Annotated in this window: 15 protein-coding genes and 1 riboswitch; of the genes, 10 read left to right on the forward strand and 5 right to left on the reverse strand. The window is 62.3% G+C overall.

Annotated features, from left to right (window positions below):
- Positions 1-2: 2 nt before the first annotated feature.
- From NXC24_RS19585 to NXC24_RS19610, 6 genes are all read left to right on the forward strand, one after another.
- On the forward strand, positions 3-1,190 hold the full coding sequence (locus NXC24_RS19585) for a VWA domain-containing protein (RefSeq protein WP_104824804.1): 1,188 nt from the start codon (positions 3-5) through the stop codon (positions 1,188-1,190).
- Between the two features lie 280 nt (positions 1,191-1,470).
- Positions 1,471-2,496: an aldose epimerase family protein gene (locus tag NXC24_RS19590; RefSeq protein ID WP_104824805.1), complete on the forward strand. Its 1,026-nt coding sequence runs from the start codon at positions 1,471-1,473 to the stop codon at positions 2,494-2,496.
- A 121-nt stretch (positions 2,497-2,617) separates the two neighbouring features.
- A complete protein-coding gene (locus NXC24_RS19595; protein WP_104824806.1) occupies positions 2,618-3,391 on the forward strand; it encodes a GntR family transcriptional regulator in 774 nt (257 codons plus the stop codon).
- Positions 3,388-4,419, forward strand: a complete 1,032-nt coding sequence (locus NXC24_RS19600) for an SIS domain-containing protein (protein WP_104824807.1) — start codon at positions 3,388-3,390, stop codon at positions 4,417-4,419. Before NXC24_RS19595 ends, NXC24_RS19600 begins: the two co-directional genes overlap by 4 nt.
- Entirely contained in the window at positions 4,419-5,576 is a 1,158-nt protein-coding gene (gene nagA, locus NXC24_RS19605; RefSeq protein WP_104824808.1) for an N-acetylglucosamine-6-phosphate deacetylase, read from the forward strand. The genes NXC24_RS19600 and nagA overlap by 1 nt, the downstream gene beginning before the upstream one ends.
- A 24-nt stretch (positions 5,577-5,600) precedes the next feature.
- Positions 5,601-6,329: an SIS domain-containing protein gene (locus NXC24_RS19610; RefSeq protein WP_104824809.1), complete on the forward strand. Its 729-nt coding sequence runs from the start codon at positions 5,601-5,603 to the stop codon at positions 6,327-6,329.
- Between the two features lie 6 nt (positions 6,330-6,335).
- On the opposite strand, the gene NXC24_RS19615 is transcribed toward NXC24_RS19610, so the two are convergent.
- From NXC24_RS19615 to NXC24_RS19635, 5 genes are all read right to left on the reverse strand, one after another.
- The gene (locus tag NXC24_RS19615; protein ID WP_104824810.1) at positions 6,336-9,518 is read right to left on the reverse strand and encodes a multidrug efflux RND transporter permease subunit; all 3,183 of its coding nucleotides are present in this window, start codon (positions 9,516-9,518) and stop codon (positions 6,336-6,338) included.
- Positions 9,515-10,693: an efflux RND transporter periplasmic adaptor subunit gene (locus NXC24_RS19620; RefSeq protein WP_245464000.1), complete on the reverse strand. Its 1,179-nt coding sequence runs from the start codon at positions 10,691-10,693 to the stop codon at positions 9,515-9,517. Before NXC24_RS19620 ends, NXC24_RS19615 begins: the two co-directional genes overlap by 4 nt.
- A 423-nt stretch (positions 10,694-11,116) precedes the next feature.
- On the reverse strand, positions 11,117-12,946 hold the full coding sequence (locus tag NXC24_RS19625; protein WP_104824812.1) for an ABC-F family ATP-binding cassette domain-containing protein: 1,830 nt from the start codon (positions 12,944-12,946) through the stop codon (positions 11,117-11,119).
- Between the two features lie 2 nt (positions 12,947-12,948).
- Positions 12,949-13,602: a thiamine diphosphokinase gene (locus NXC24_RS19630; RefSeq protein ID WP_104824813.1), complete on the reverse strand. Its 654-nt coding sequence runs from the start codon at positions 13,600-13,602 to the stop codon at positions 12,949-12,951.
- Between the two features lie 72 nt (positions 13,603-13,674).
- On the reverse strand, positions 13,675-14,202 hold the full coding sequence (locus tag NXC24_RS19635; protein WP_104825268.1) for a MarR family winged helix-turn-helix transcriptional regulator: 528 nt from the start codon (positions 14,200-14,202) through the stop codon (positions 13,675-13,677).
- Positions 14,203-14,416: 214 nt separating this feature from the next.
- Between NXC24_RS19635 and NXC24_RS19640 the strand changes: the two genes are divergently transcribed.
- From NXC24_RS19640 to NXC24_RS19655, 4 genes are all read left to right on the forward strand, one after another.
- Entirely contained in the window at positions 14,417-15,952 is a 1,536-nt protein-coding gene (locus tag NXC24_RS19640) for an MDR family MFS transporter (RefSeq protein WP_104824814.1), read from the forward strand.
- A 70-nt stretch (positions 15,953-16,022) separates the two neighbouring features.
- Positions 16,023-16,140: riboswitch (TPP riboswitch) on the forward strand.
- A 50-nt stretch (positions 16,141-16,190) separates the two neighbouring features.
- Positions 16,191-17,219: a thiamine ABC transporter substrate binding subunit gene (gene thiB, locus NXC24_RS19645; protein WP_104824815.1), complete on the forward strand. Its 1,029-nt coding sequence runs from the start codon at positions 16,191-16,193 to the stop codon at positions 17,217-17,219.
- 7 nt (positions 17,220-17,226) lie between these two features.
- Positions 17,227-18,870: a thiamine/thiamine pyrophosphate ABC transporter permease ThiP gene (gene thiP / locus NXC24_RS19650; protein WP_104824816.1), complete on the forward strand. Its 1,644-nt coding sequence runs from the start codon at positions 17,227-17,229 to the stop codon at positions 18,868-18,870.
- Positions 18,860-19,588: an ATP-binding cassette domain-containing protein gene (locus tag NXC24_RS19655; protein WP_104824817.1), complete on the forward strand. Its 729-nt coding sequence runs from the start codon at positions 18,860-18,862 to the stop codon at positions 19,586-19,588. The genes thiP and NXC24_RS19655 overlap by 11 nt, the downstream gene beginning before the upstream one ends.
- Positions 19,589-19,686 lie beyond the last annotated feature (98 nt).

A 19,686-nucleotide genomic window follows, 5' to 3' on the forward strand; every position in this document is an offset into this window, starting at 1 on the left:
GCTTGTTCATTCCCTTCTTCCTGAAACTGAAGGAAGCGAAGGTTCCGGTGACGCTCCGGGAATTCCTGTCGCTTCTGGAGGGGATGGAAGAAGGGATCGCCGATTACGACGTCGAGGCCTTCTACTATCTGGCCCGTGCGGCGCTGATCAAGGACGAGCGCTTCATCGACCGTTTCGATCAGGTCTTTGCCGATTACTTCCGCGGTGTCGAGGCGGTCGGCAGCGATGCGCCGCCGGCCGAGCAGGTCGCGATCCCCGAGGAATGGCTGCGCAAACTCGCTGAAAAACATCTGACGGACGAGGAAAAGAAGCTGGTCGAGGCGCTCGGCGGCTTCGAAAAGCTGATGGAGACGCTGCGTCAGCGTCTTGCCGAACAGAAGGGCCGGCACCAGGGCGGCTCGAAATGGATCGGTACGGCGGGCACGTCGCCGTTCGGCGCGTATGGCTATAACCCCGAAGGCGTGCGCATCGGCCAGGACGCGTCCCGTCACCGCAAGGCGGCGAAAGTCTGGGACCGCCGCGAATTTCAAAATCTCGACGACAGCGTCGAACTCGGCACCCGCAACATCAAAGTGGCGCTGAAACGGCTCCGCCGCTGGGTGCGCGAAGGAGCTGCCGAAGAGCTCGATCTTTCCGGAACGATCCGCTCCACCGCAGAGCACGGCTATCTCGACGTCCAGACCCGGCCGGAGCGGCGCAATGCCGTCAAACTGTTGATGTTCTTCGATGTCGGCGGTTCGATGGATGATCATATCCGTGTGGTCGAGGAACTATTCTCCGCCGCCCGCGCCGAATTCCGGCACATGGAATATTTCTATTTTCACAACTGCCTCTACGAAGGCGTATGGAAGGACAATCGCCGCCGGCGCGCCGATATTACCGCAACGGCCGACCTGATCCGCACCTTCGGTCCCGACTATCGCGTCGTCTTCGTCGGCGATGCCTCGATGAGCCCCTATGAGGTCACCCATCCCGGCGGCTCCGTGGAACATTGGAACAGGGAGGCCGGCGAAGCCTGGCTCAGCCGTATCACCGGCCATTTCCGCAAATGCGTCTGGCTCAATCCCGTGCCCGAAAACTATTGGACCCACACCACCTCGATCTCAATCATCCGCCGTCTGCTTGCCGAGCGGATGTACCCGCTGACGCTTGGTGGTTTGGAGAGGGCGACGAAGGAACTGTCCCGCTGAGACAATCTACATTGATTGCCTGCTTGTCTTCATCATGCATGCTTGATGGCGATGGCTAGGCACAAGACCGCGGCAAACCCGAACAAAACACCTCGCCGGCCTGTCGTACGCATTGCACATTTCCGGCGCAGTCTGCCGGTTCCGAAGCCGTCGGGAGAAACCCGAGCGGCACTTGATCGGCCACCCGCCGCCTCTAAATTTCGCAATCGACCGATTGCGGACCGGCGCAAATGGGGGCAGGGTCAAGCCTCGAATTTTCAATGGGAATGGATGAGCTGATATGACGAAAGACAATTTGGAGCGGGAAGTTTTCGGGACGACGGCCGATGGAGAAACGGTCTATCGCGTCAAGATAGTCGGCGGCGGCCTGACGGCTCACATCATGACCTGGGGTGCCGTCATTCAGGACCTGCGGCTGGACGGCCATAGCCCGTCCCTGCTGCTCGGCTTCGATGACTTCGCCGATTATCCGGCCCATTCCTCCTATTTCGGCGCCACGCCCGGCCGCTGCGCCAACCGCATCGGCGCCGGCCGTTTCACGCTGGACGGCAAGGAATATCAGCTCGACCTCAACGAAAAAGGCGTCACCCATCTGCATGGCGGCAAGGATAATACCGCCAAGCGCAACTGGACGATCGTCGAACACGCCATCGACCGCGTCGTGCTGAAGATCGTCGATCCGGATGGCCGCGCCGGCTATCCTGGCAATTGCACGATCCAGGCGACCTATTGGGTGCATGGCAACGGCGAATTCTCGGTTACCTATGAATCGACGACCGATCAGCCGACGCTCGCCAATGTCTGCCAGCACGCCTATTTCAACCTCGATGGCCACGACGACGCGCTCGGCCACGACATCATGATCGCCGCCGACCACTATACCCCGACGGATGAAAAGCAGGTGCCCACGGGCGAAGTGCGTCCCGTCGCCGACACTGTCTTCGATTTCCGCGAAATGGCGCCGATGATGCGCTTCGATGGGACCGAACAGGCGCTCTACGACCATAATTTCTGCCTGTCGTCCGAACGCACCGCCAAGCGCTCGGTGGTGCTGGCACGCAGCGTCAATTCCGGCGTCTCGCTGGAAGTGCGCACGACCGAGCCCGGGGTGCAGTTCTATGCGGGCTTCAAGCTGGATGTTCCCGTTCCCGGCCACGATGGCCGCAAGATCGGCCCCTTCGCAGGGTTCTGCCTGGAAACCCAGGTCTGGCCGGATGCCATCAACCACGAGGGCTTCCCGAACGCCGTTCTTCGTCCCGGCGAAGTACTGCGGCAGGAAACGGATTACATCTTCACCAAGAACTGAGCTGAAGGTACCCAATCACGGAATTGTCGGCCGGGCGCACTGCGCCCAGCCGATTGAATTTTAGCCCCGCAGATCAGATTCACCTTGCAGATTGGTTCTAAATAGGTTCTATGAAGGACCCATGGATAGAACCAGTTTAGTCGCTGAATTGAACAGTCGTGGCCTGCGCGACGCGGCCATGAGCGGCCCGTTGTACAAGCGCCTGGCGCAGGCGCTGACCGGGCTCATCCAGGAAGGCCTGCTGAAATCGGGAGCAGCGCTGCCGGGCGAGCGCGACCTGGCCGAGGCATTGCAGGTCGGCCGCGTCACGGTCCGCACCGCCTATCGCGATCTGCTGGCCTCCGGCGCGATCGAGTCACGCCATGGCAGCGGTACTTTCGTGTCGCAGCGCGTCGAGCGTATCGAACAATCGCTCTGGCGCCTCTCCTCCTTCTCCGCCGATATGCGCTCGCGCGGTCGCGAGCCGGCGGCAAGGATCCTGTCGCGCAGCGTCAGCACGCCGGCACCCGAAGAATCCTTTCTGCTCGGTCTCGGGCAGGACGAGCCCGTGCTGCGGCTCGATCGCTTGCGCCTGGCCGATGGCCAGCCGCTCGCCATCGAGCGCGCCGTCGTACCGATCAAATTCGTCGGCGAGGATGCGGTTTCCGAGGGTTCGCTCTATGATGCGCTGGCTGGAAACGGCTTCAAGCCGGTCCGGGCCCTGCAACGGCTGACAGCCGTGACGCTCGATCCGACCTCCGCGTCGATCCTCAACGTCAAAGCCGGCGCGCCCGCGCTTTTGATCGAACGTATTTCACGCCTGGAAGACCAGCGCGTCGTTGAATACACCCGCTCGCATTATCGCGGCGATGCCTATGATTTCGTTGCCGAATTGAGAATTGGAGATGACCTATGAGCGAGACCCAATCCCTGATGCTGACGGAAGCCGGCCAGTCGCCGGATGTTGTCGCGGCGCTGCTTGAGAAAGAAAAGCCCGTCTTTGCTGAAATCGCAAAGCTCTTCACCTCTACGCGTCCCTCTGTTATCACCACGGCCGCACGTGGGTCTTCCGACCATGCCGCCACCTTCTTCAAATATCTCTTCGAGATCTCCCATGGCGTACCCGTCGCGTCGGTCGGTCCGTCGATCGCCTCGGTCTATGGCGCCCCCCTGCATCTAAAGGGCGGCATCCACTTCACCGTATCGCAATCCGGCGGCAGCCCCGACATCATCGCGCTGCAGGCCGCCGCCAAGCAAGGTGGTGCCACCACGATCGCCGTCGTCAACGTCACCGACAGCCCGCTCGCCAAGGAGGCCGATATCGTGCTCGGTCTCAACGCCGGCCCGGAAAAGAGCGTCGCCGCCACGAAATCCTTCATTGCCTCCGTCGCAGCGCTCGCCGGCGTCACCGCCGCGATCTCGGGAAACCAGGCGCTTGCCGCCGGCCTCGCCAAATTGCCGGAAGCGCTTGCAGCGACATCGGGGATCGACGGCAAGGCCGCCGAGGACGTGCTGTTCAACGCGACATCGCTTTATACCGGCGGTCGCGGTCCAGCATTCGCCATTGCGCTGGAGGCAGCCCTGAAGGCCAAGGAAACCTCTGGCCTGCATGCCGAAGCCTTTTCGCTTGCCGAGCTGATGCACGGACCGATGCGGCTAGTGCAGCCGGGCTTCCCGATTGTTGCCTTTTCGCCCGACGATGCCGCCTTTGCCAACAATGCCCAGGCGCTGGAGCGCCTGCAGAAGCTCGGCGCCACCGCCGTCTCCTTCTCTACCGCTCCGCTACCCGGCATCAACCTTCGCATGCCGACCACCGGCAACGGTTTGCTCGACCCGCTGGTGTCGCTGCTCTGCTATTATCGCCTCATCGAATCCGTGACGCGTCGCAAGGGATTCGATCCGGATAAGCCGGCTAATCTTCTCAAGGTAACGGAGACCATGTGATGGATTACAAGGTCTTTACCGGCGCCCGCGTCTTCGACGGCGAACGGTTTCACGAGGACAGCGCCTTGGTGACCGGCAATGGCCGGGTGCAGGCGATCACCGCCGCCAACAATGTGCCGGATAATGCCGAAGTGATCCGCCTTGACGGCGGCGTCCTGTCCCCCGGCTTCATCGACGCACAGGTGAACGGCGGTGGCGGCCGCATGCTGAACGACGGCCCTTCGCCGGAAGCCATGTATACGATCGCCGAGGGGCATCGCCCCTATGGTACGACGGCGCTGCTGCCGACGCTGATCACCGATATCGCTGCGACGACGACGGCGGCGATCGAGGCGGCGACCGAAGCCGTCAAGGCCAACCGAGGCGTCGTCGGCCTGCATCTCGAAGGCCCGCATCTGGCGCCGGCCCGCAAGGGTGCACATCTTGCCGAACTGATGCGCCCGGTCGAAGACAGCGACGTCAAGACCCTCATCCGCGCCCGCGAGGCGATCGGCATCCTGCTGGTCACCATGGCGGCCGAGCAGGTCACCGCACGCCAGGTACAGGCGCTGAACGAAGGCGGCGTCATCGTCAGCATCGGCCATAGCGACTGCACCGCGGAAGCGGCCGATGCCCGCTTCGACGCCGGCGCCCGTGGCGTCACCCATCTTTTCAACGCCATGAGCCAGATGGGTCATCGCGCGCCGGGCCTCGTGGGCGCAGCGATCGACCATCCCGCGCCCTGGTGCGGCATCATCGCCGATGGTCACCATGTCGATCCACGAGCCCTGCGCATCGCGCTTCGCGCCAAGCGCGGCGAGGGCCGGCTGTTCTTCGTCACCGATGCCATGTCGCTGGTTGGCACCGACCTTCCGAGCTTCACCCTGAACGGCCGCACCGTCTATCGCACCAAGGGCGGCTATTGCTCGAAGCTGACGCTGGATGACGGCACGCTTGCCGGCTCCGATGTCGATATGGCCTCGACGATCCGTTACGGCGTCAATATCCTTGAATTGCCGCTGGCAGAAGCCTTGCGCATGGCGACGTCCTATCCCGCGCGCTTCCTGCGGCTTACCGACCGTGGATATCTGACGCCCGGCGCGCGTGCCGATCTCGTCCACATCAATGACGGCATCGAAGTCACCAAGACATGGATCTCCGGCCAGCGATCGGCCTGAAACCGCAAACGAGAGAGGCACGGAATGACCGCAGTCACGGACAGCTATTTCTCCGCCCTCATCGGCCGGCTGGAAACCTTGCGCGAGACGCTCGCCGAGCCGATGGCCAAGGCTGCCGCCGTCATCAGCGCGGCGGCGCGCGCCGATCGACGCGTCTATGTCTTCGGCACCGGCCATTCGCATATGCTGGCGGAGGAGGTGCACTACCGCGCCGGCGGCCTGGCCTTCACCATCCCCGTGCTGGTCGGCTCCGCCATGCTGCACGAAGGCGCCGTCATCAGTTCGGTCTATGAGCGCACCGAGGGCCTGATACGGCCGATTTTCGAGCGCTACGGCATGCAGTCCGGCGATGTACTGATCATCGCCTCCAATTCCGGCGTCAATGCCGCCCCGATCGAGGCTGCCGATTACGGCCGCGAGATCGGCGCGACCGTCATCGCCATTACTTCCCTCGCCTACTCCACCGCTATCGCCAATGGCCGCCGGCGGTTAGCCGATATCGCCGATATCGTCTTCGACAACGGCCTGCCGCCTGGCGACGCCGTCATCGATCTGCCAGGCAGCGATTTGAAAGTCGGGCCGGCATCGACTGCGATCGGCGCCACGGTGTTGAATGCCGTTTTTGCCGAAGTCGCCGCCGAGCTTTGCAAGGACGGCGACCCGCCGGTCTATCTCAGCGCCAACATGCCGCGCGCCAAGGAAATCAATCAGCGGCTGGTGAAAAAATACCGGCCGCGCAATCCACATCTCTGATCCGTATCACTGCGCCGCGGCGTCGTGGGCTGAAGGCGCTTCCGCCGCAGCCTCCGCCGCCGGCCGGCGCCGCCTGCGCAGCACGACGTAGAAGACGGGCGTCAGGAACAGGCCGAACAACGTCACGCCGAGCATGCCCGAGAAAACCGCCGTACCCAGCGACTGGCGCATTTCCGCGCCGGGGCCGGTGGCGATCATCAGCGGCACGACGCCGAAGATGAAGGCGAAGGCAGTCATCAGGATCGGCCGCAGGCGCAGATGGCTGGCCTCGATTGCCGCTTCGACGGCACTCTTGCCCTCCTCCTGCGCCTGGCGGGCGAATTCCACGATCAGGATCGCGTTCTTCGCCGCAAGGCCGATCAGCACGATGAGGCCGATCTGCGTCAGGATATTGTTGTCCATGCCCCTGAGATGCACGCCGATGAGGGCAGCCAGCACCGCCAGCGGCACGATCAGGATGATGGCCAGCGGCAAGATCCAGCTTTCATACTGCGCCGAGAGCGCCAGGAAGACGAAGATGACCGACAGCGCGAAGATATAGACGGCCGTATTGCCGGTGTTCCTTTCCTGATAAGCGAGCTCCGTCCATTCGAAGGTCGTACCCGCCGGCAGGAGGTTCTTCGCCAATCCTTCCATCGTATCGAGCGCGGTGCCGGTCGAAACTCCCGGCCCCGGATTGCCCTGGAGGGGGACCGAGACATACATGTTGTAGCGTTGGACAAGCGTCGGCCCGGTCGTATCCCGAATGTCGACCAGCGTCCCGAGCGGCACGAGCGCACCGGTTGCCGAGCGAACTTTCAGAGCGAGAATATCCTCCCGGTCCATGCGATATTGCTGGTCCGCCTGCGCCCGTACCTGATAGACGCGGCCGAAGGCGTTGAAGTCGTTGACATAGGACGTGCCGAGATTGATCGACAAGGTCTCGAAGATATTCGGGATCGGCACGTTCAGCGCCCGCGCCTTGTCACGATCGACCGCGAGGAAATATTGCGGGCTATTGGCCGAGAAGGTGGTGAAGACGCCGCTGACCCCCTTGTTCTGCGCGGCCACGCCCATGAGCTGATAGGCCAGCGGGAGAATCCGGCGCATATCGGCATTTTCCCGGTCCATAAGCTGCATCTTGAAGCCGCCGGAATTGCCGACGCCGCGGATGGAAGGCGGCGGAATCGCGATGATGAAGGCTTCCTGGATGCCCTGCAGGCTGCCGTAGAGCTGACCAATGATTTTGCTGGCGCTCTCCCCGTTCTTCAATCTCTCCTCAAACGGTTTGAAGGGCGTGAAGATGACACCGGAATTCGAGGCATTCGTGAAGGTCGCGCCGTTGAAACCGGCGAAGGCAACAGCGTTTTCGACGCCCGGCGTTTTCCTGATGATCTCGGTCGCCTTCTGAATGACGGCGTTGGTGCGCGCGAGCGACGCTCCATCCGGAAGCTGTACGACAACGATGGCATAGCCCTGGTCCATGGTCGGGATGAAGCCTTGCGGCACGATCTTGCCCATGTACCACGTCGCACCCAGCAGCCCGACGAAAACGACAAGAGCGCAGCCGAGCGCGACCCAGGTCGTGACGAGATGGCTGATGACCCAGGAATAGCCGCTGCTCATCCGGTCGAAGCCGCGGTTGAAACCGTTGCCAAGAGCGCGGCCGAAGCGCGAGAAGATGTTATTCGATTTCTTATGGTCATGCGGGCGCAGCACGATCGACGCGATCGCCGGCGACAGCGTCAGCGAATTCAGGCAGGAAATCGCTGTTGCAACGGAAATCGTCACCGCGAACTGCCGGTAGAACTGCCCCGATATGCCGGGAATGAAAGCCGTCGGCAGGAAGACGGCGATGAGGACCAGCGAAATCGCCAGCACGGCGGTACCGACCTCGTTCATGGTCACGTGCGACGCCTCTTTCGGCGTCATCCCGAGCGCAAGATTGCGTTCGACGTTTTCGACGACGACAATCGCATCGTCAACGACGATGCCGATGGCGAGCACTAGGCCGAACAGCGTCAGCATATTGAGCGAGAAGCCGAAGGCCAGCAAAAAGGCGAAGGTGCCGATCAACGATACCGGGATGGCGACGATCGGAATAATCGCCGTTCGCCAGGATTGCAGGAAGACCAGCACGACGATGGCGACGAGGATCGCTGCCTCGAAGATCGTCTTGTAGACCTCGTTGATCGATTCCGAGATGAACTCCGTCGGATTGTAGACGATGCGATATTCGAGGCCCTGGGGGAAATCCTGTGCCAGATCCTTCATCGTCTTCTGGATATCTGCGGCGGCATCGAGCGCATTGGTGCCGGGCCGCGAAAAGATGCCGAGCGCAACGGCGGGAGCACCGTTCAGATAGCTGTTGGTGACATAGTCCTGCGCGCCGAGTTCGATGCGCGCCACATCCTGCAACTGCACGAGCCGACCGCTATCCGTCGCCTTGACGATGACATAGCGGAATTGTCGCGCATCGGAAAAGCGCCCCTGGGTCGTCACCGTATATTGAAAGGCATTGGTGCCCGAAACCGGCGGCCCGCCGATCGAGCCGCCCGATACCTGCACGTTCTGATCCCTCAAGGCCTGGACTATATCGCCGGCCGTCATGCCGTAGGCGGCAAGCTTTTCGGGGTCGAGCCAGATGCGCAGCGAATATTGCCGCTCGCCGAAGAGCTGCACGTCGCCGACGCCGTCGAGCCGGACGAGAAGGTCGCGGATGCGCGTGCGGGCGTAGTTGGAGATATAGAGTTGATCATAGCGATTGCTCGGAGAAAGCAGATGCACGACCATCATCAGGTCAGGCGAGCTTTTGACCGTGGTGATGCCGATGCGGCGAACCTCATCCGGCAGGCGGGGCTCGGCGATGGAGACGCGGTTCTGGACCAGAACCTGCGCCTTGTCGAGATCGGTGCCGAGCTTGAAGGTAATGGTCAGCGACATCGAACCGTCGGCGCTGGAATAGGAGGACATGTAGAGCATGTCCTCGACGCCGTTGACCTCCTGCTCGATCGGCGTCGCCACCGTATCGGCAATGGTCTGCGAATCCGCACCCGGATAGGAGGTTCGCACCACGATCGTCGGGGGTGCCACTTCCGGATATTGCGCGACCGGAAGCTGGAAATAGGCGATGCCGCCGACGATCAGCAGCACGATGGAAAGGACCGACGCGAAAATCGGCCGGTCGACGAAGAAATGGGAAAATCTCATTGGTCCGACCCCTGGACCGATGCCTGTGTCGGCGCCTCCTCGTTGGTCGCATCCGGCGGCAGTTGGACCAATTGCGGTGCAACCTTGACGCCGGGCCTGATGCGCATCAGCCCGTTGACGACGATGGTTTCGTCGCCAGTCATGCCGCTGCGGATGACGCGGTAGCCGTAAAGCTTCGGCCCAAGCCGCACGGATTTCGGCGTAACGCTGCCATCGGCACCGACGACGTAGACGACGCGCTGATCCTGATCGGCGCCGATGGCCTCGTCGGGAACAAGGACCGCCTTGTAACTATTGGAACCCGCGACCTGGATGCGCCCAAAAAGGCCAGGCTGCAAGACGAGATTCGGATTGGGGAAGCGGGCGCGCACACGGATCGTGCCGGTTTGGTTGTCGACGCGGTTTTCCGCGAAATCGAGCTTGCCCTTGAACGGCTGCTGGCGATTGTCGGCGATCATCACGGTGACATCGAGGCCGCCGCCGCCCTGCTGCAGAACACTGCCGTTCTTGCGCGCCTCATCAGCATAGGAAAGCAGCCGCCGTTCATCGACGTCGAAATAGAAGTCAATCGGATCGAGCGAAACGATGGTCGTCAAAACGGTCTGGTCCGCCTGGACGAGATTGCCGACCGAAATCAGGCGCCGGTCGATGCGGCCGCTGAGCGGCGCAGTGATCCTGGTATATTCCATGTCGAGCGAGGCACGATCGACAGCCGCCTGCGCGCCGCGGACATTTGCCTGCGCCGAGATCAGATCGCGGCGGCGATCGTCGAGATTGGATGCGGACAAACTGCCGGTACCCGCCAATGCCTGCGTGCGCTGAAATTGCGCATCGGCATTCGTCAGTGTCGACTTCGCGACTTCGAGGGAAGCCGTGGCTTCATTCAGCGCGTTGACGTAGGGCCGTTGGTCGATGACGAAAAGCAGGTCTCCCTGCTTGACTATGGTACCGTCCTGAAAATGCACCTCCTGCAGATAGCCGCCGATGCGCGAGCGCACGGAGACCTCATCGACCGGCTGGAAGCGGCCGATGAATTCATCGCTGTCGATGACATTGCGGACCACGGGCTTGGCGACCGTCACCGGTGCCGCGGGCGGCGCATTTTGCGCTAGCGCCTGAGATCCCGTGAGAACAGCAATTGCACAGCTTAAGAAAGCGACACGCGCCAGCGTCATCGGCATGAAGGAACCCCCTGACCAATAAATCACCCACGGCAAAAACTGCCGCGTCAAGCGTTCATGATGTCTGCCTGCAGCCTTCCGCGAAGGACCTACACCGCCAGCGGCGGAATCTCGTCAGATCTCTTCGGACTTCTCAATGCGTCGCGGATGACTGACGATCCGCGGCGTCCTCCAGCTCTGGAACGCCGTGCGTTGGTTTAAACGCAGAAGGGGCGCTCTGGACGTTTGAACCTGGAGCATCTGTTCGCTTGGAGGGGATATTTACCTGAAAGCAGGATGCTCTAGTCTGGTACTTTCAACACAATGTATAAACAGTTTATCGAATTCGACAACAGGGAATAGCACCGGCTGCAACCATCTGTTTTCTTTAATATACCGATGGCTATGAAAGGTTGATGACACGGTTTGAACCGCGCCTCAGCCCTCCAGCTCTTCCCGCAGCATCTCGAGCTCCAGCCATTCCTCTTCCATTTTCGTCAGGCTGTCGCGCAGCTTTTCCATCTCGGCCGCAAGGCGGTTGAAGCTTGCCGGATCCTTGGCGAAGAGGTTGGGATCGGCCATTTTCTTTTCGCGGGCGGCGATGTCAGCCTCGGCCTTCGCCATCTCCTTCGGCAGGTTTTCCAGGGCGAATTTCTGCTTGTAGGAGAGCTTGCCCTTACCCTTCGAAGCTTCAGCGGTGGCTGCCTGCGTCTCCGCTGCTTTCGGCTTCTCGGCTGCCTTTTCGGCTCGCTTGCGCTCCTCGATTGCGCCCTTGCGCTGAGCGAGCATGTCGGAATAGCCGCCGGCATATTCGATCCAGCGGCCGTCCGGCTCTTCGGGATTGGCAGGTGCGATGGTTGAGGTCACGGTCCGATCGAGGAAATCACGGTCGTGACTGACGAGGATAACGGTGCCGTTGAAGCCGGCGACGATCTCCTGCAAGAGGTCAAGCGTCTCGATGTCGAGATCGTTGGTGGGTTCGTCGAGGATCAGGAGATTGGTCGGCCGCGACAGGATACGCGCCAGTATCAGCCGGGCACGCTCGCCGCCGGAAAGATTCTTGATTGGCGTACGCGCCTGTTCCGGCTGGAACAGGAACTCCTTCATATAGCCGGTGACGTGCCGCTGCTCGCCATTGACCAGCAGGTTTTCACCGCGGCCGTCCGTCAGGTAATTGGCGAGCGTATCCTCCGGATTGAGGTCTTCGCGCTTCTGGTCGAGGGTGGCGATCTCCAGATTGGTGCCGAGCTTGACCGTGCCGCCGTCCGGCGGCAATTGGCCTGTCAGCATCTTCAGGAGCGTCGTCTTGCCGGCACCGTTCGGACCGACGAGACCGATACAGTCGCCGCGATGCACCCGGATCGAAAACGGCGCGACGATAACGCGCTCGTCATAGGTCTTGGTGATCTTGTCTGCCTCGATCACCAGCTTGCCGCTTTCCTGCGCGTCGGCCGCCGCTGCCTGCACCGTGCCCTGCGGTCCCTTATGGCCGCGATGGCGCGCGCGCATGTCCTGCAGCTCGCCGAGGCGGCGCATATTGCGCTTGCGCCGCGCGGTCACGCCGTAGCGCAGCCAGTGCTCCTCGCGCTCGATCGCCTTGCCGAGCTTGTGCTGTTCCAGCTCCTCGGCCTCCAGCACCTGGTCGCGCCAGCCTTCAAAAAACGCGAAGCCGCGATCGAGCCGCCGCGACGTGCCGCGATCGAGCCAGACGGTCGCCGTCGACACCTTTTCCAGGAAGCGCCGGTCGTGCGAGATCAGCACCAGGGCGCTGCGGCTCTTCTGTAGCTCGCCTTCCAGCCATTCGATGGTCGGCAGGTCGAGATGGTTGGTCGGCTCGTCGAGCAGAAGGATATCCGGTTCCGGCGCAAGAACGCGGGCAAGCGCCGCGCGGCGCGCCTCGCCGCCCGAGAGGTTTTTCGGGTCCTCCTCACCGGTCAGGCCAAGATGGGAGAGCAGGTAGGTAACGCGATAAGGATCGTCGCCCGGTCCGAGCCCGGCTTCGGCATAGGCGGCCACCGTCTTATAGTCGGCGAAATCCGGCGCCTGCTCGAGATAGCGCACCGTCGATGACGGATGACGGAACACTTCGCCGGACTGCGCCTCGACAAGGCCGGCGGCGATCTTGAGGAGGGTCGACTTGCCGGAGCCATTGCGGCCGACAAGGCAGATCTTATCGCCCGGCTCCACCTGCAGCCCGGCGCCGGCCAAGAGCGGCGCGCCGCCGAAGCTCAGAAAGATGTCGTCGAGTTTCAGGATGGGAGGGGCCAAGATCAGACTCCGCTGAGATCATAGGGGCGGGCAAGGACGATCGCCCTGCCGCTGCCGAGCGAAAGGCGCACAGTGCCTTCAGCCACATTGGAAATGGTGCGCGACGCGCCGAAGGGCAGATGGAAATCGCGCAGGGGATAGCGGGCGTTGTGAATGAAGAGACCCTTCAAGTCGCTGAAGCCCAGAATGGAAAACAGCGAGCCGGCCGGCAGCGCCAGTTCCAAGTCGCCCGGCAGCAGCGGCACGGCCTCTTCATCGCCCGAGGTCAGCAGCACGTCGAAACCTTTTTCGGCGAGCTGAACGCCATTGAGCAGATGCTGGATCGCGTGATCCGAACGTTCTCCACCCATGGCGCCGGCGAGGATCAACCGCTTCGCACCACGATTGATCGCTTCCGACACGGCGATCTCGCCGTCCGTCGCTGCCTTTGCCTCCGGATAGGGCTGCTTGGGCACATCCGGAAATGCACCGTGCAGATCCGCCGGCGTCGAGTCGAAATCGCCGACCCAGAGCTCGGGCGTCGCCTTGAGCGCCACGGCATGGCGCATGCCGCCATCTGCCGCAATGAAACGGCTACCGGCGACCGCCGCGCGCAGCCGGTCCGTCAGGCGAAGCTCGCCGCCGAGAAGGATGGTGAAGGTGGTGGATTGGCTCATGTGCCAAGCCCATAGCGCAAAGACGCGTCCTAAGGGAAGAGCGCTGTTGGCAAGAACGGCGGTGTCAGCCGTTCAGCCGTCTGTTTCCTTGATGCGCGCCTGGAAAACCTGCTCATAACCGCTGACGAACCGATCGAACAGCAGCGAGAAAGTCTCGATGTCCTCGGTCGACCAGTCGGCAATGATGCTCTCGATGACCGAAAATTTCTGCGCCTGGATTTCGGCGAGCAGCCTTTGGCCCAGCGCGGTCAGCACGACCACGATGCGGCGCGCATCCGCCTGCGAGGCTTTGCGGCGCAGAACGCCGCGGGCGACCATATCAGCGACGATGCGGCTTGCCCGCGATGGATCGATGCGCAGGATGTCGGCGATGGTCCCGACCGTGACTTCGCCGGCCTCTTCCGCGCGCCTTACGGCATCGATGACGTCGAGATGCGAAAGCTCCAGGCCCGGCGCAACGTTCTGGATGGCAAGCCGACCGATCATGCGGCGGCCGGTCATCAGGCGCATGCGGGTCATCACCTGCCCGATGCGCAACCGGTTTTCATCTTCGGGCAAGGTTGAGGCTTCAACTTCTCGTGTGTTCGTCGCTGATGTCATCATTCCAACATATCAGAGACGGATAGGAATTAAAATATGCAAACAGCATTCACTTGCCATTGACAGTTATATGCTGATAGCACATATATTGTTTCGGAACATTCGCTTTCGAAGACCTGTCCGAAAACGCCATGTTCCGCATTCAGGAACCGGGGCGTTCCCATGCGTTCGGTCGAGCGCATAGCGTTTCGGGCAAGCTCGGATTTCTCGTTCCATGGATATGCAGACCACGCCCGCGCCACTCGTGGCGGATCATCGCCGCCGGCTGATTCTCTTCTTTTTCCTGATGACCGCCATGTTCATGGCAACCCTCGACAACCAGATCGTATCGACGGCGTTGCCGACCATCGTCGGAGAATTCGGGCACTTGGAACGCTTCGGCTGGATCGGCTCGGCCTATCTGCTGGCCCTATCCGCCTCGATGCCCGTTTACGGCAAGCTCGGTGACCTCTTCGGCCGCAAATATGTGATGATGACCGCCATCGCCATCTTCACCGTCGGTTCGGCCGTCTGCGGCCTTGCAATATCGATGAACACGCTGATCGCCGCCCGCGTGCTGCAGGGCCTTGGCGGCGGCGGCATTCTGGTATCAATCTTCTCCGTCAACGCCGATCTCTTCGAACCGCGCGAACGCGCCCGTTATCAGAGCTATTCCAGCCTAGTGCTGATGGCCTCCGGCGCCATTGGCCCCGTTCTTGGCGGCACGATGAGCGACCTTTTCGGCTGGCGCTCGATCTTCCTCGTCAACGTGCCGATCGGCTTTATCGTTCTGGCCGGCCTCGCCTTCATGCTGCCGTACCGCAAACCGGCCCGCAAGCCGAAGATCGACTATGCCGGCGCGCTTCTCCTTGCGCTGACGACCACCAGCATCGTACTTGCCGCTGACGGCACCGAACTCTTCGGCTCATTGCTTTCGCCGCAATGCCTCGGGATCATCGTCTTCGGTGCGCTCTGCGCGCTGGCCTGGGTTTTCGTCGAACGCCGCGCGCCGGAGCCGATCGTGCCGATGACGCTGTTCCGCAACCCGACCTTCGGCCTGCTGCTGATCATCTCGGTCACCAGCGGCGCGGTGGCAATCGGCATGGTCAATTATTTCGCGCTCTTCCTGCAGACGACGACCGGCCTGTCGCCATCCATGGCGGGTCTGCTGTTCATTCTGTTGACCGGCGGCATCGTCTGCGGTTCGCTTTCTGCCGGCCGGCTGATCTCGATGAGGGGTCGCTACAAGCCCTTCGCCATCGCCAGCGCCGCCTGCAGCACCATCGCCTTCGCCACGCTGGCGCATGTTCACGCCGGCACGCCGATCGTCTTCATCGGCGCCCTGATGCTGCTGCATGGCATCGGCATCGGCCTGGCACAACAAGTCCCGGTCATTGGCGTGCAGAATGCCGCAGCCAGCCGCGACGTCGGTGCCGCCACCGGCGCCGTGACGCTCTCGCGCATGGGCGGCGCCTCGATCGCCATTTCCATCTACGGCGCCATCATCGCCGCCAAGCTCGGCAATATCGGCGTTTCCATTCCCGGTGTCGCCAATATCGAGGAACTGACGCCGAAGATGATGGCGGCCCTGCCGGACGCCACGCGCGAAAGCGTTGCCAATGCCTATGCGAGCGCCTTCAGCCCACTGTTCATGACGGCCGCCGCCATCTGTTTCCTCGGCCTGCTGACGGCGATCTCATTGAAGAACGTGCAATTGCCCGGCTCCGCCAAGAAGCTCGACAGCCAGGCGGCTGCGCACGCAGCCGAGTAAAACGAACGTACTGCAATCGACAGGGGAATCATTCCCCTTGTCATCCCTTCGTCACAGGAATAAACCTGCCAACGCTCTAACGGGGTGCCTTATGTCTTTCGAAGACATCTGGCTGAGAGGCTTTCACCGGCCAACCCGCGGAACCTGATCCGGCTAACACCGGCGGAGGGATTAGACGCGTGACAAAATCATGGCGCCCTTTTCCCGTTCAAAACGAAACCAACGAGGAGGCGCTGTCATGCCCAACCGATCGCTATTGTCACTGTTTACCGGCTTGGCTCTCGCCGCCGGCGCAACGCTTTTCGCCGCCCCGGGCGCCGAAGCCGCCGACAAGACGCTCACCATCTACACCTATGAAAGCTTCACCGCCGACTGGGGTCCGGGCGCCAAGGTCAAGGCCGCCTTCGAGAAGACCTGCGGCTGCACGGTCAATTACGTCAGCGTCACCGACGGCGTGGCGCTGCTTTCTAGGCTGAAGCTGGAAGGCACGGGCACGAAAGCGGACGTCGTTCTCGGCCTCGACACCAACCTCGTCGATGAGGCCAAGGACACTGGCCTGTTCGACGCCAGTGGCATCGACACATCAGGCCTGAAGGTTCCGGGCGATTTCAAAGACGACGTCTTCGTCCCCTATGACTACGGCCATTTCGCCGTCGTCTACGATACGCAGACAGTCAAGAATCCGCCAAAGAGCCTGAAGGATCTGGTCGAGGGCGATCCGTCGCAGAAGATCGTCATCGAGGACCCCCGCACCTCGACGCCGGGCCTCGGCCTGCTGCTCTGGGTCAAGTCGGTCTATGGCGACAAGGCGGCCGATGCCTGGACGAAGCTCAAGGGCCGCATCCTGACCGTGACGCCCGGCTGGTCGGAAGCCTATGACCTCTTCACCAAGGGCGAAGCGTCGATGGTGCTCTCCTATACGACGTCGCCGGCCTATCATATGGTCGTGGACAAGACCGACCGCTATCAGGCGGCCGCCTTCTCCGAAGGTCACTATATCCAGATCGAAGTCGGCGGCCTGATCAAGTCGTCTGCGAACAAGGACCTTGCCCGCGACTTCCTGAAGTTCATGGTTTCGCCCGGCTTCCAGGACACAATCCCGACCAACAACTGGATGATGCCGGTCTCGGCCACCTCCGAACCGCTGCCGGATGCCTTCAGCAAGCTGGTCGTCCCTTCGAAGACCTTCCTGATGAGCCCCGATGTGGTCGAAAAGAACCGCAAGGCCTGGATCGACGAATGGCTGGCCGCCACCAGCACCAATTGATGTCGAGATGCTGCTGACGGCGCCTGAGAAAAGACATGCTATTGCCGGCGGGGCCTTCAGCCTCGCCGGTATCGCGTTTTTCATCGGCCTTGCCATCGTCACCCTGCTTGCCGCTGGCATCGAATCCGCCGGCGGCAATCCGCTTGCCGATCCCTATCTTCTGCGCGTGCTGCGTTTCACCCTGCTGCAGGCAACGCTGTCGACCCTGCTTTCTGTCGCCCTCGCAATTCCGGTCGCCCGCGCGCTGGCGCGGCAACCGCGATTTCTCGGCCGGCTCTGGCTGATCCGCCTGATGGCCGTCCCGATGGGCCTGCCGGTGCTGATCGGCGCGCTGGGCTTGCTCGGCATATGGGGGCGTCAGGGCATTCTCAACCAAGTATTGACGGGGCTCGGCCTAGCGCAGCCGGTCAGCATCTACGGGCTGACGGGCATCCTGCTGGCGCACGTCTTCTTCAACCTGCCGCTCGCCGCCCGCCTGATGCTTGCCGGGCTGGAACGCGTGCCGGCGGAATATTGGCTGATGGCCGGTGGCCTCGGCATGCGCCCCGCCTCCGTCTTTCGTTTCGTCGAATGGCCGGTGCTGCGCGGCCTCATTCCCGGCATCGCGGGCCTGATCTTCATGCTCTGTGCCACCAGCTTCACGCTGGTGCTGATCCTCGGTGGCGGCCCGGCCGCGACCACGCTCGAAGTGGCAATCTACCAGGCGCTGCGCTTCGATTTCGACCCTGGCCGCGCCGTAGCCCTGTCCCTCCTGCAAATCGTGGTGACCGCCGCCATTCTCGGCGCCATGGCCTTGCTTCCGGCGCCGGACGATCACGGGCTGACGGCAGGCCGCGCCGTGCGGCGCATCGATGGAACAGTGCCCGCCGCCAAACTCGCCGACAGCACGCTGCTCCTGCTCGCCACCCTATTCATCGGCCTGCCGCTCGCCTCGGTGGTCGTCACCGGCCTCAAGGCAGACCTTCTGAGGCTTGTCAGCCAGACGATCTTCCTGCAGGCAGCCTCGACCAGCCTCGCAATCGCGCTTGCCGCCGGCATTCTGGCGGTTCTCATCTCCTTCGCCATCATCCGCGCCCGCGCGGCGATAGCGGCCGAACGCCGGAAAGCGCCGGGCCTGCGCGCCCTCGCCTTCGCCTTGAGCGGCACGTCCTCCCTCGTCTTGCTGGTGCCGCCGATCGTGCTGGCGACCGGATGGTTCCTGGCGCTGAGGCTGTTTGGCGATCCCGCCCGATTTGCAGCGCTTCTGATCGTCGCCATCAACGCCCTGATGGCGCTTCCCTTTGTCATCCGCGTCATCGAACCGGCCCATGCTGTCCATCGTCGCCGCACGGAACGTTTGGCCGCAAGCCTCGGTCTTCAGGGCCTCGCGCGGTTGCGGTTGGTCGACTGGCCCGGCCTGCGCAAGCCGCTTTTTACGGCGCTCTCCTTCGCCATGGCGCTGTCGCTCGGCGATCTCGGCGCCGTCGCTCTCTTCGGCTCCGATAGCCTGGTGACACTGCCTTGGCTGGTCTACAGCAAGCTCGGCAGCTATCGCACCAACGATGCGGACGGACTTGCTTTCATTCTGGGGCTGATATGTCTACTCCTGACTGTCGCCGGCACGGCCGGTCAAGGCAGGCATGAGGACGAAGGCAGGCGGAATGATCGATAATCAGCGCACGGGACAACGGGGCATCACAATGACCGGGGTCGAATTGCGGCTCGGCACCCATGATTTCCGCTTCGATTGCGAACTGCCGCAAGGCCGGATCATCGCTATTACCGGCCCGTCCGGATCGGGCAAATCCACCTTCCTCAATCTGCTCGCCGGCTTCGAGACGCCCGACCGTGGCCGTATCATGCTTGCCGGGCAGGATGCGACTAGGCTGCATCCCTCCGAGCGGCCGGTATCGCTGGTTTTCCAAGATAACAACCTCTTTGCCCATCTCGATCTCTTCACCAATGTCGGGCTTAGCATCAGCCCGTCGCTGAAACTCTCGGTGGACGACCGGCAAAGGATTTCGGGAGCCCTGGCACGCGTAGGGCTTGCCGGCTTCGACAGACGCAAGCCCGGCACCCTTTCCGGCGGCGAGCGCCAACGTGCGGCCTTCGCCCGGGCGCTGGTGCGCGACAAGCCGATCCTACTGCTCGACGAGCCCTTCGCCGCGCTCGATCCCGGCCTGCGCTCCGGCATGGCGGAGCTTTTGTCCGAGCTTCACCGCGAAACCGGCAATACGGTGCTGATCGTCTCGCACGACCCGGCTGAAGTTCGCCGTCTTGCCGATCATGCCGTCTTCATCGATGGCGGAACCGTTCCGCTTTCAGCTCCCATCGAGCGTTTTTTGATGCAGGACGGCATTCCAGCACTGACCACATTTTTGCAACATTGAATGCGATGCAGCATTTTGCTGCCGGTTTTGCCTTAATTTCGTCGCGGCGGACGGCTGAAAGTCCTGGCATATGCTTGCCAAAATACAACGCTGCCACA

The sequence above is a fragment of the Rhizobium sp. NXC24 genome (assembly GCF_002944315.1).
Taxonomy (GTDB): Bacteria; Pseudomonadota; Alphaproteobacteria; order Rhizobiales; family Rhizobiaceae; genus Rhizobium.

What these genes read in the sequence shown, in the direction of transcription:
- NXC24_RS19590 (WP_104824805.1), top strand. Translation starts at nt 1,471, where the DNA reads ATGACGAAAGACAATTTGGAGCGGGAAGTTTTCGGGACGACGGCCGAT.
- NXC24_RS19595 (WP_104824806.1), top strand. Translation starts at nt 2,618, where the DNA reads ATGGATAGAACCAGTTTAGTCGCTGAATTGAACAGTCGTGGCCTGCGC.
- NXC24_RS19600 (WP_104824807.1), top strand. Translation starts at nt 3,388, where the DNA reads ATGAGCGAGACCCAATCCCTGATGCTGACGGAAGCCGGCCAGTCGCCG.
- nagA (WP_104824808.1), top strand. Translation starts at nt 4,419, where the DNA reads ATGGATTACAAGGTCTTTACCGGCGCCCGCGTCTTCGACGGCGAACGG.
- NXC24_RS19610 (WP_104824809.1), top strand. Translation starts at nt 5,601, where the DNA reads ATGACCGCAGTCACGGACAGCTATTTCTCCGCCCTCATCGGCCGGCTG.
- NXC24_RS19615 (WP_104824810.1), bottom strand. Translation starts at nt 9,518, where the DNA reads ATGAGATTTTCCCATTTCTTCGTCGACCGGCCGATTTTCGCGTCGGTC.
- NXC24_RS19620 (WP_245464000.1), bottom strand. Translation starts at nt 10,693, where the DNA reads ATGACGCTGGCGCGTGTCGCTTTCTTAAGCTGTGCAATTGCTGTTCTC.
- NXC24_RS19630 (WP_104824813.1), bottom strand. Translation starts at nt 13,602, where the DNA reads ATGAGCCAATCCACCACCTTCACCATCCTTCTCGGCGGCGAGCTTCGC.
- NXC24_RS19635 (WP_104825268.1), bottom strand. Translation starts at nt 14,202, where the DNA reads ATGACATCAGCGACGAACACACGAGAAGTTGAAGCCTCAACCTTGCCC.
- NXC24_RS19640 (WP_104824814.1), top strand. Translation starts at nt 14,417, where the DNA reads ATGGATATGCAGACCACGCCCGCGCCACTCGTGGCGGATCATCGCCGC.
- thiB (WP_104824815.1), top strand. Translation starts at nt 16,191, where the DNA reads ATGCCCAACCGATCGCTATTGTCACTGTTTACCGGCTTGGCTCTCGCC.
- thiP (WP_104824816.1), top strand. Translation starts at nt 17,227, where the DNA reads ATGCTGCTGACGGCGCCTGAGAAAAGACATGCTATTGCCGGCGGGGCC.
- NXC24_RS19655 (WP_104824817.1), top strand. Translation starts at nt 18,860, where the DNA reads ATGATCGATAATCAGCGCACGGGACAACGGGGCATCACAATGACCGGG.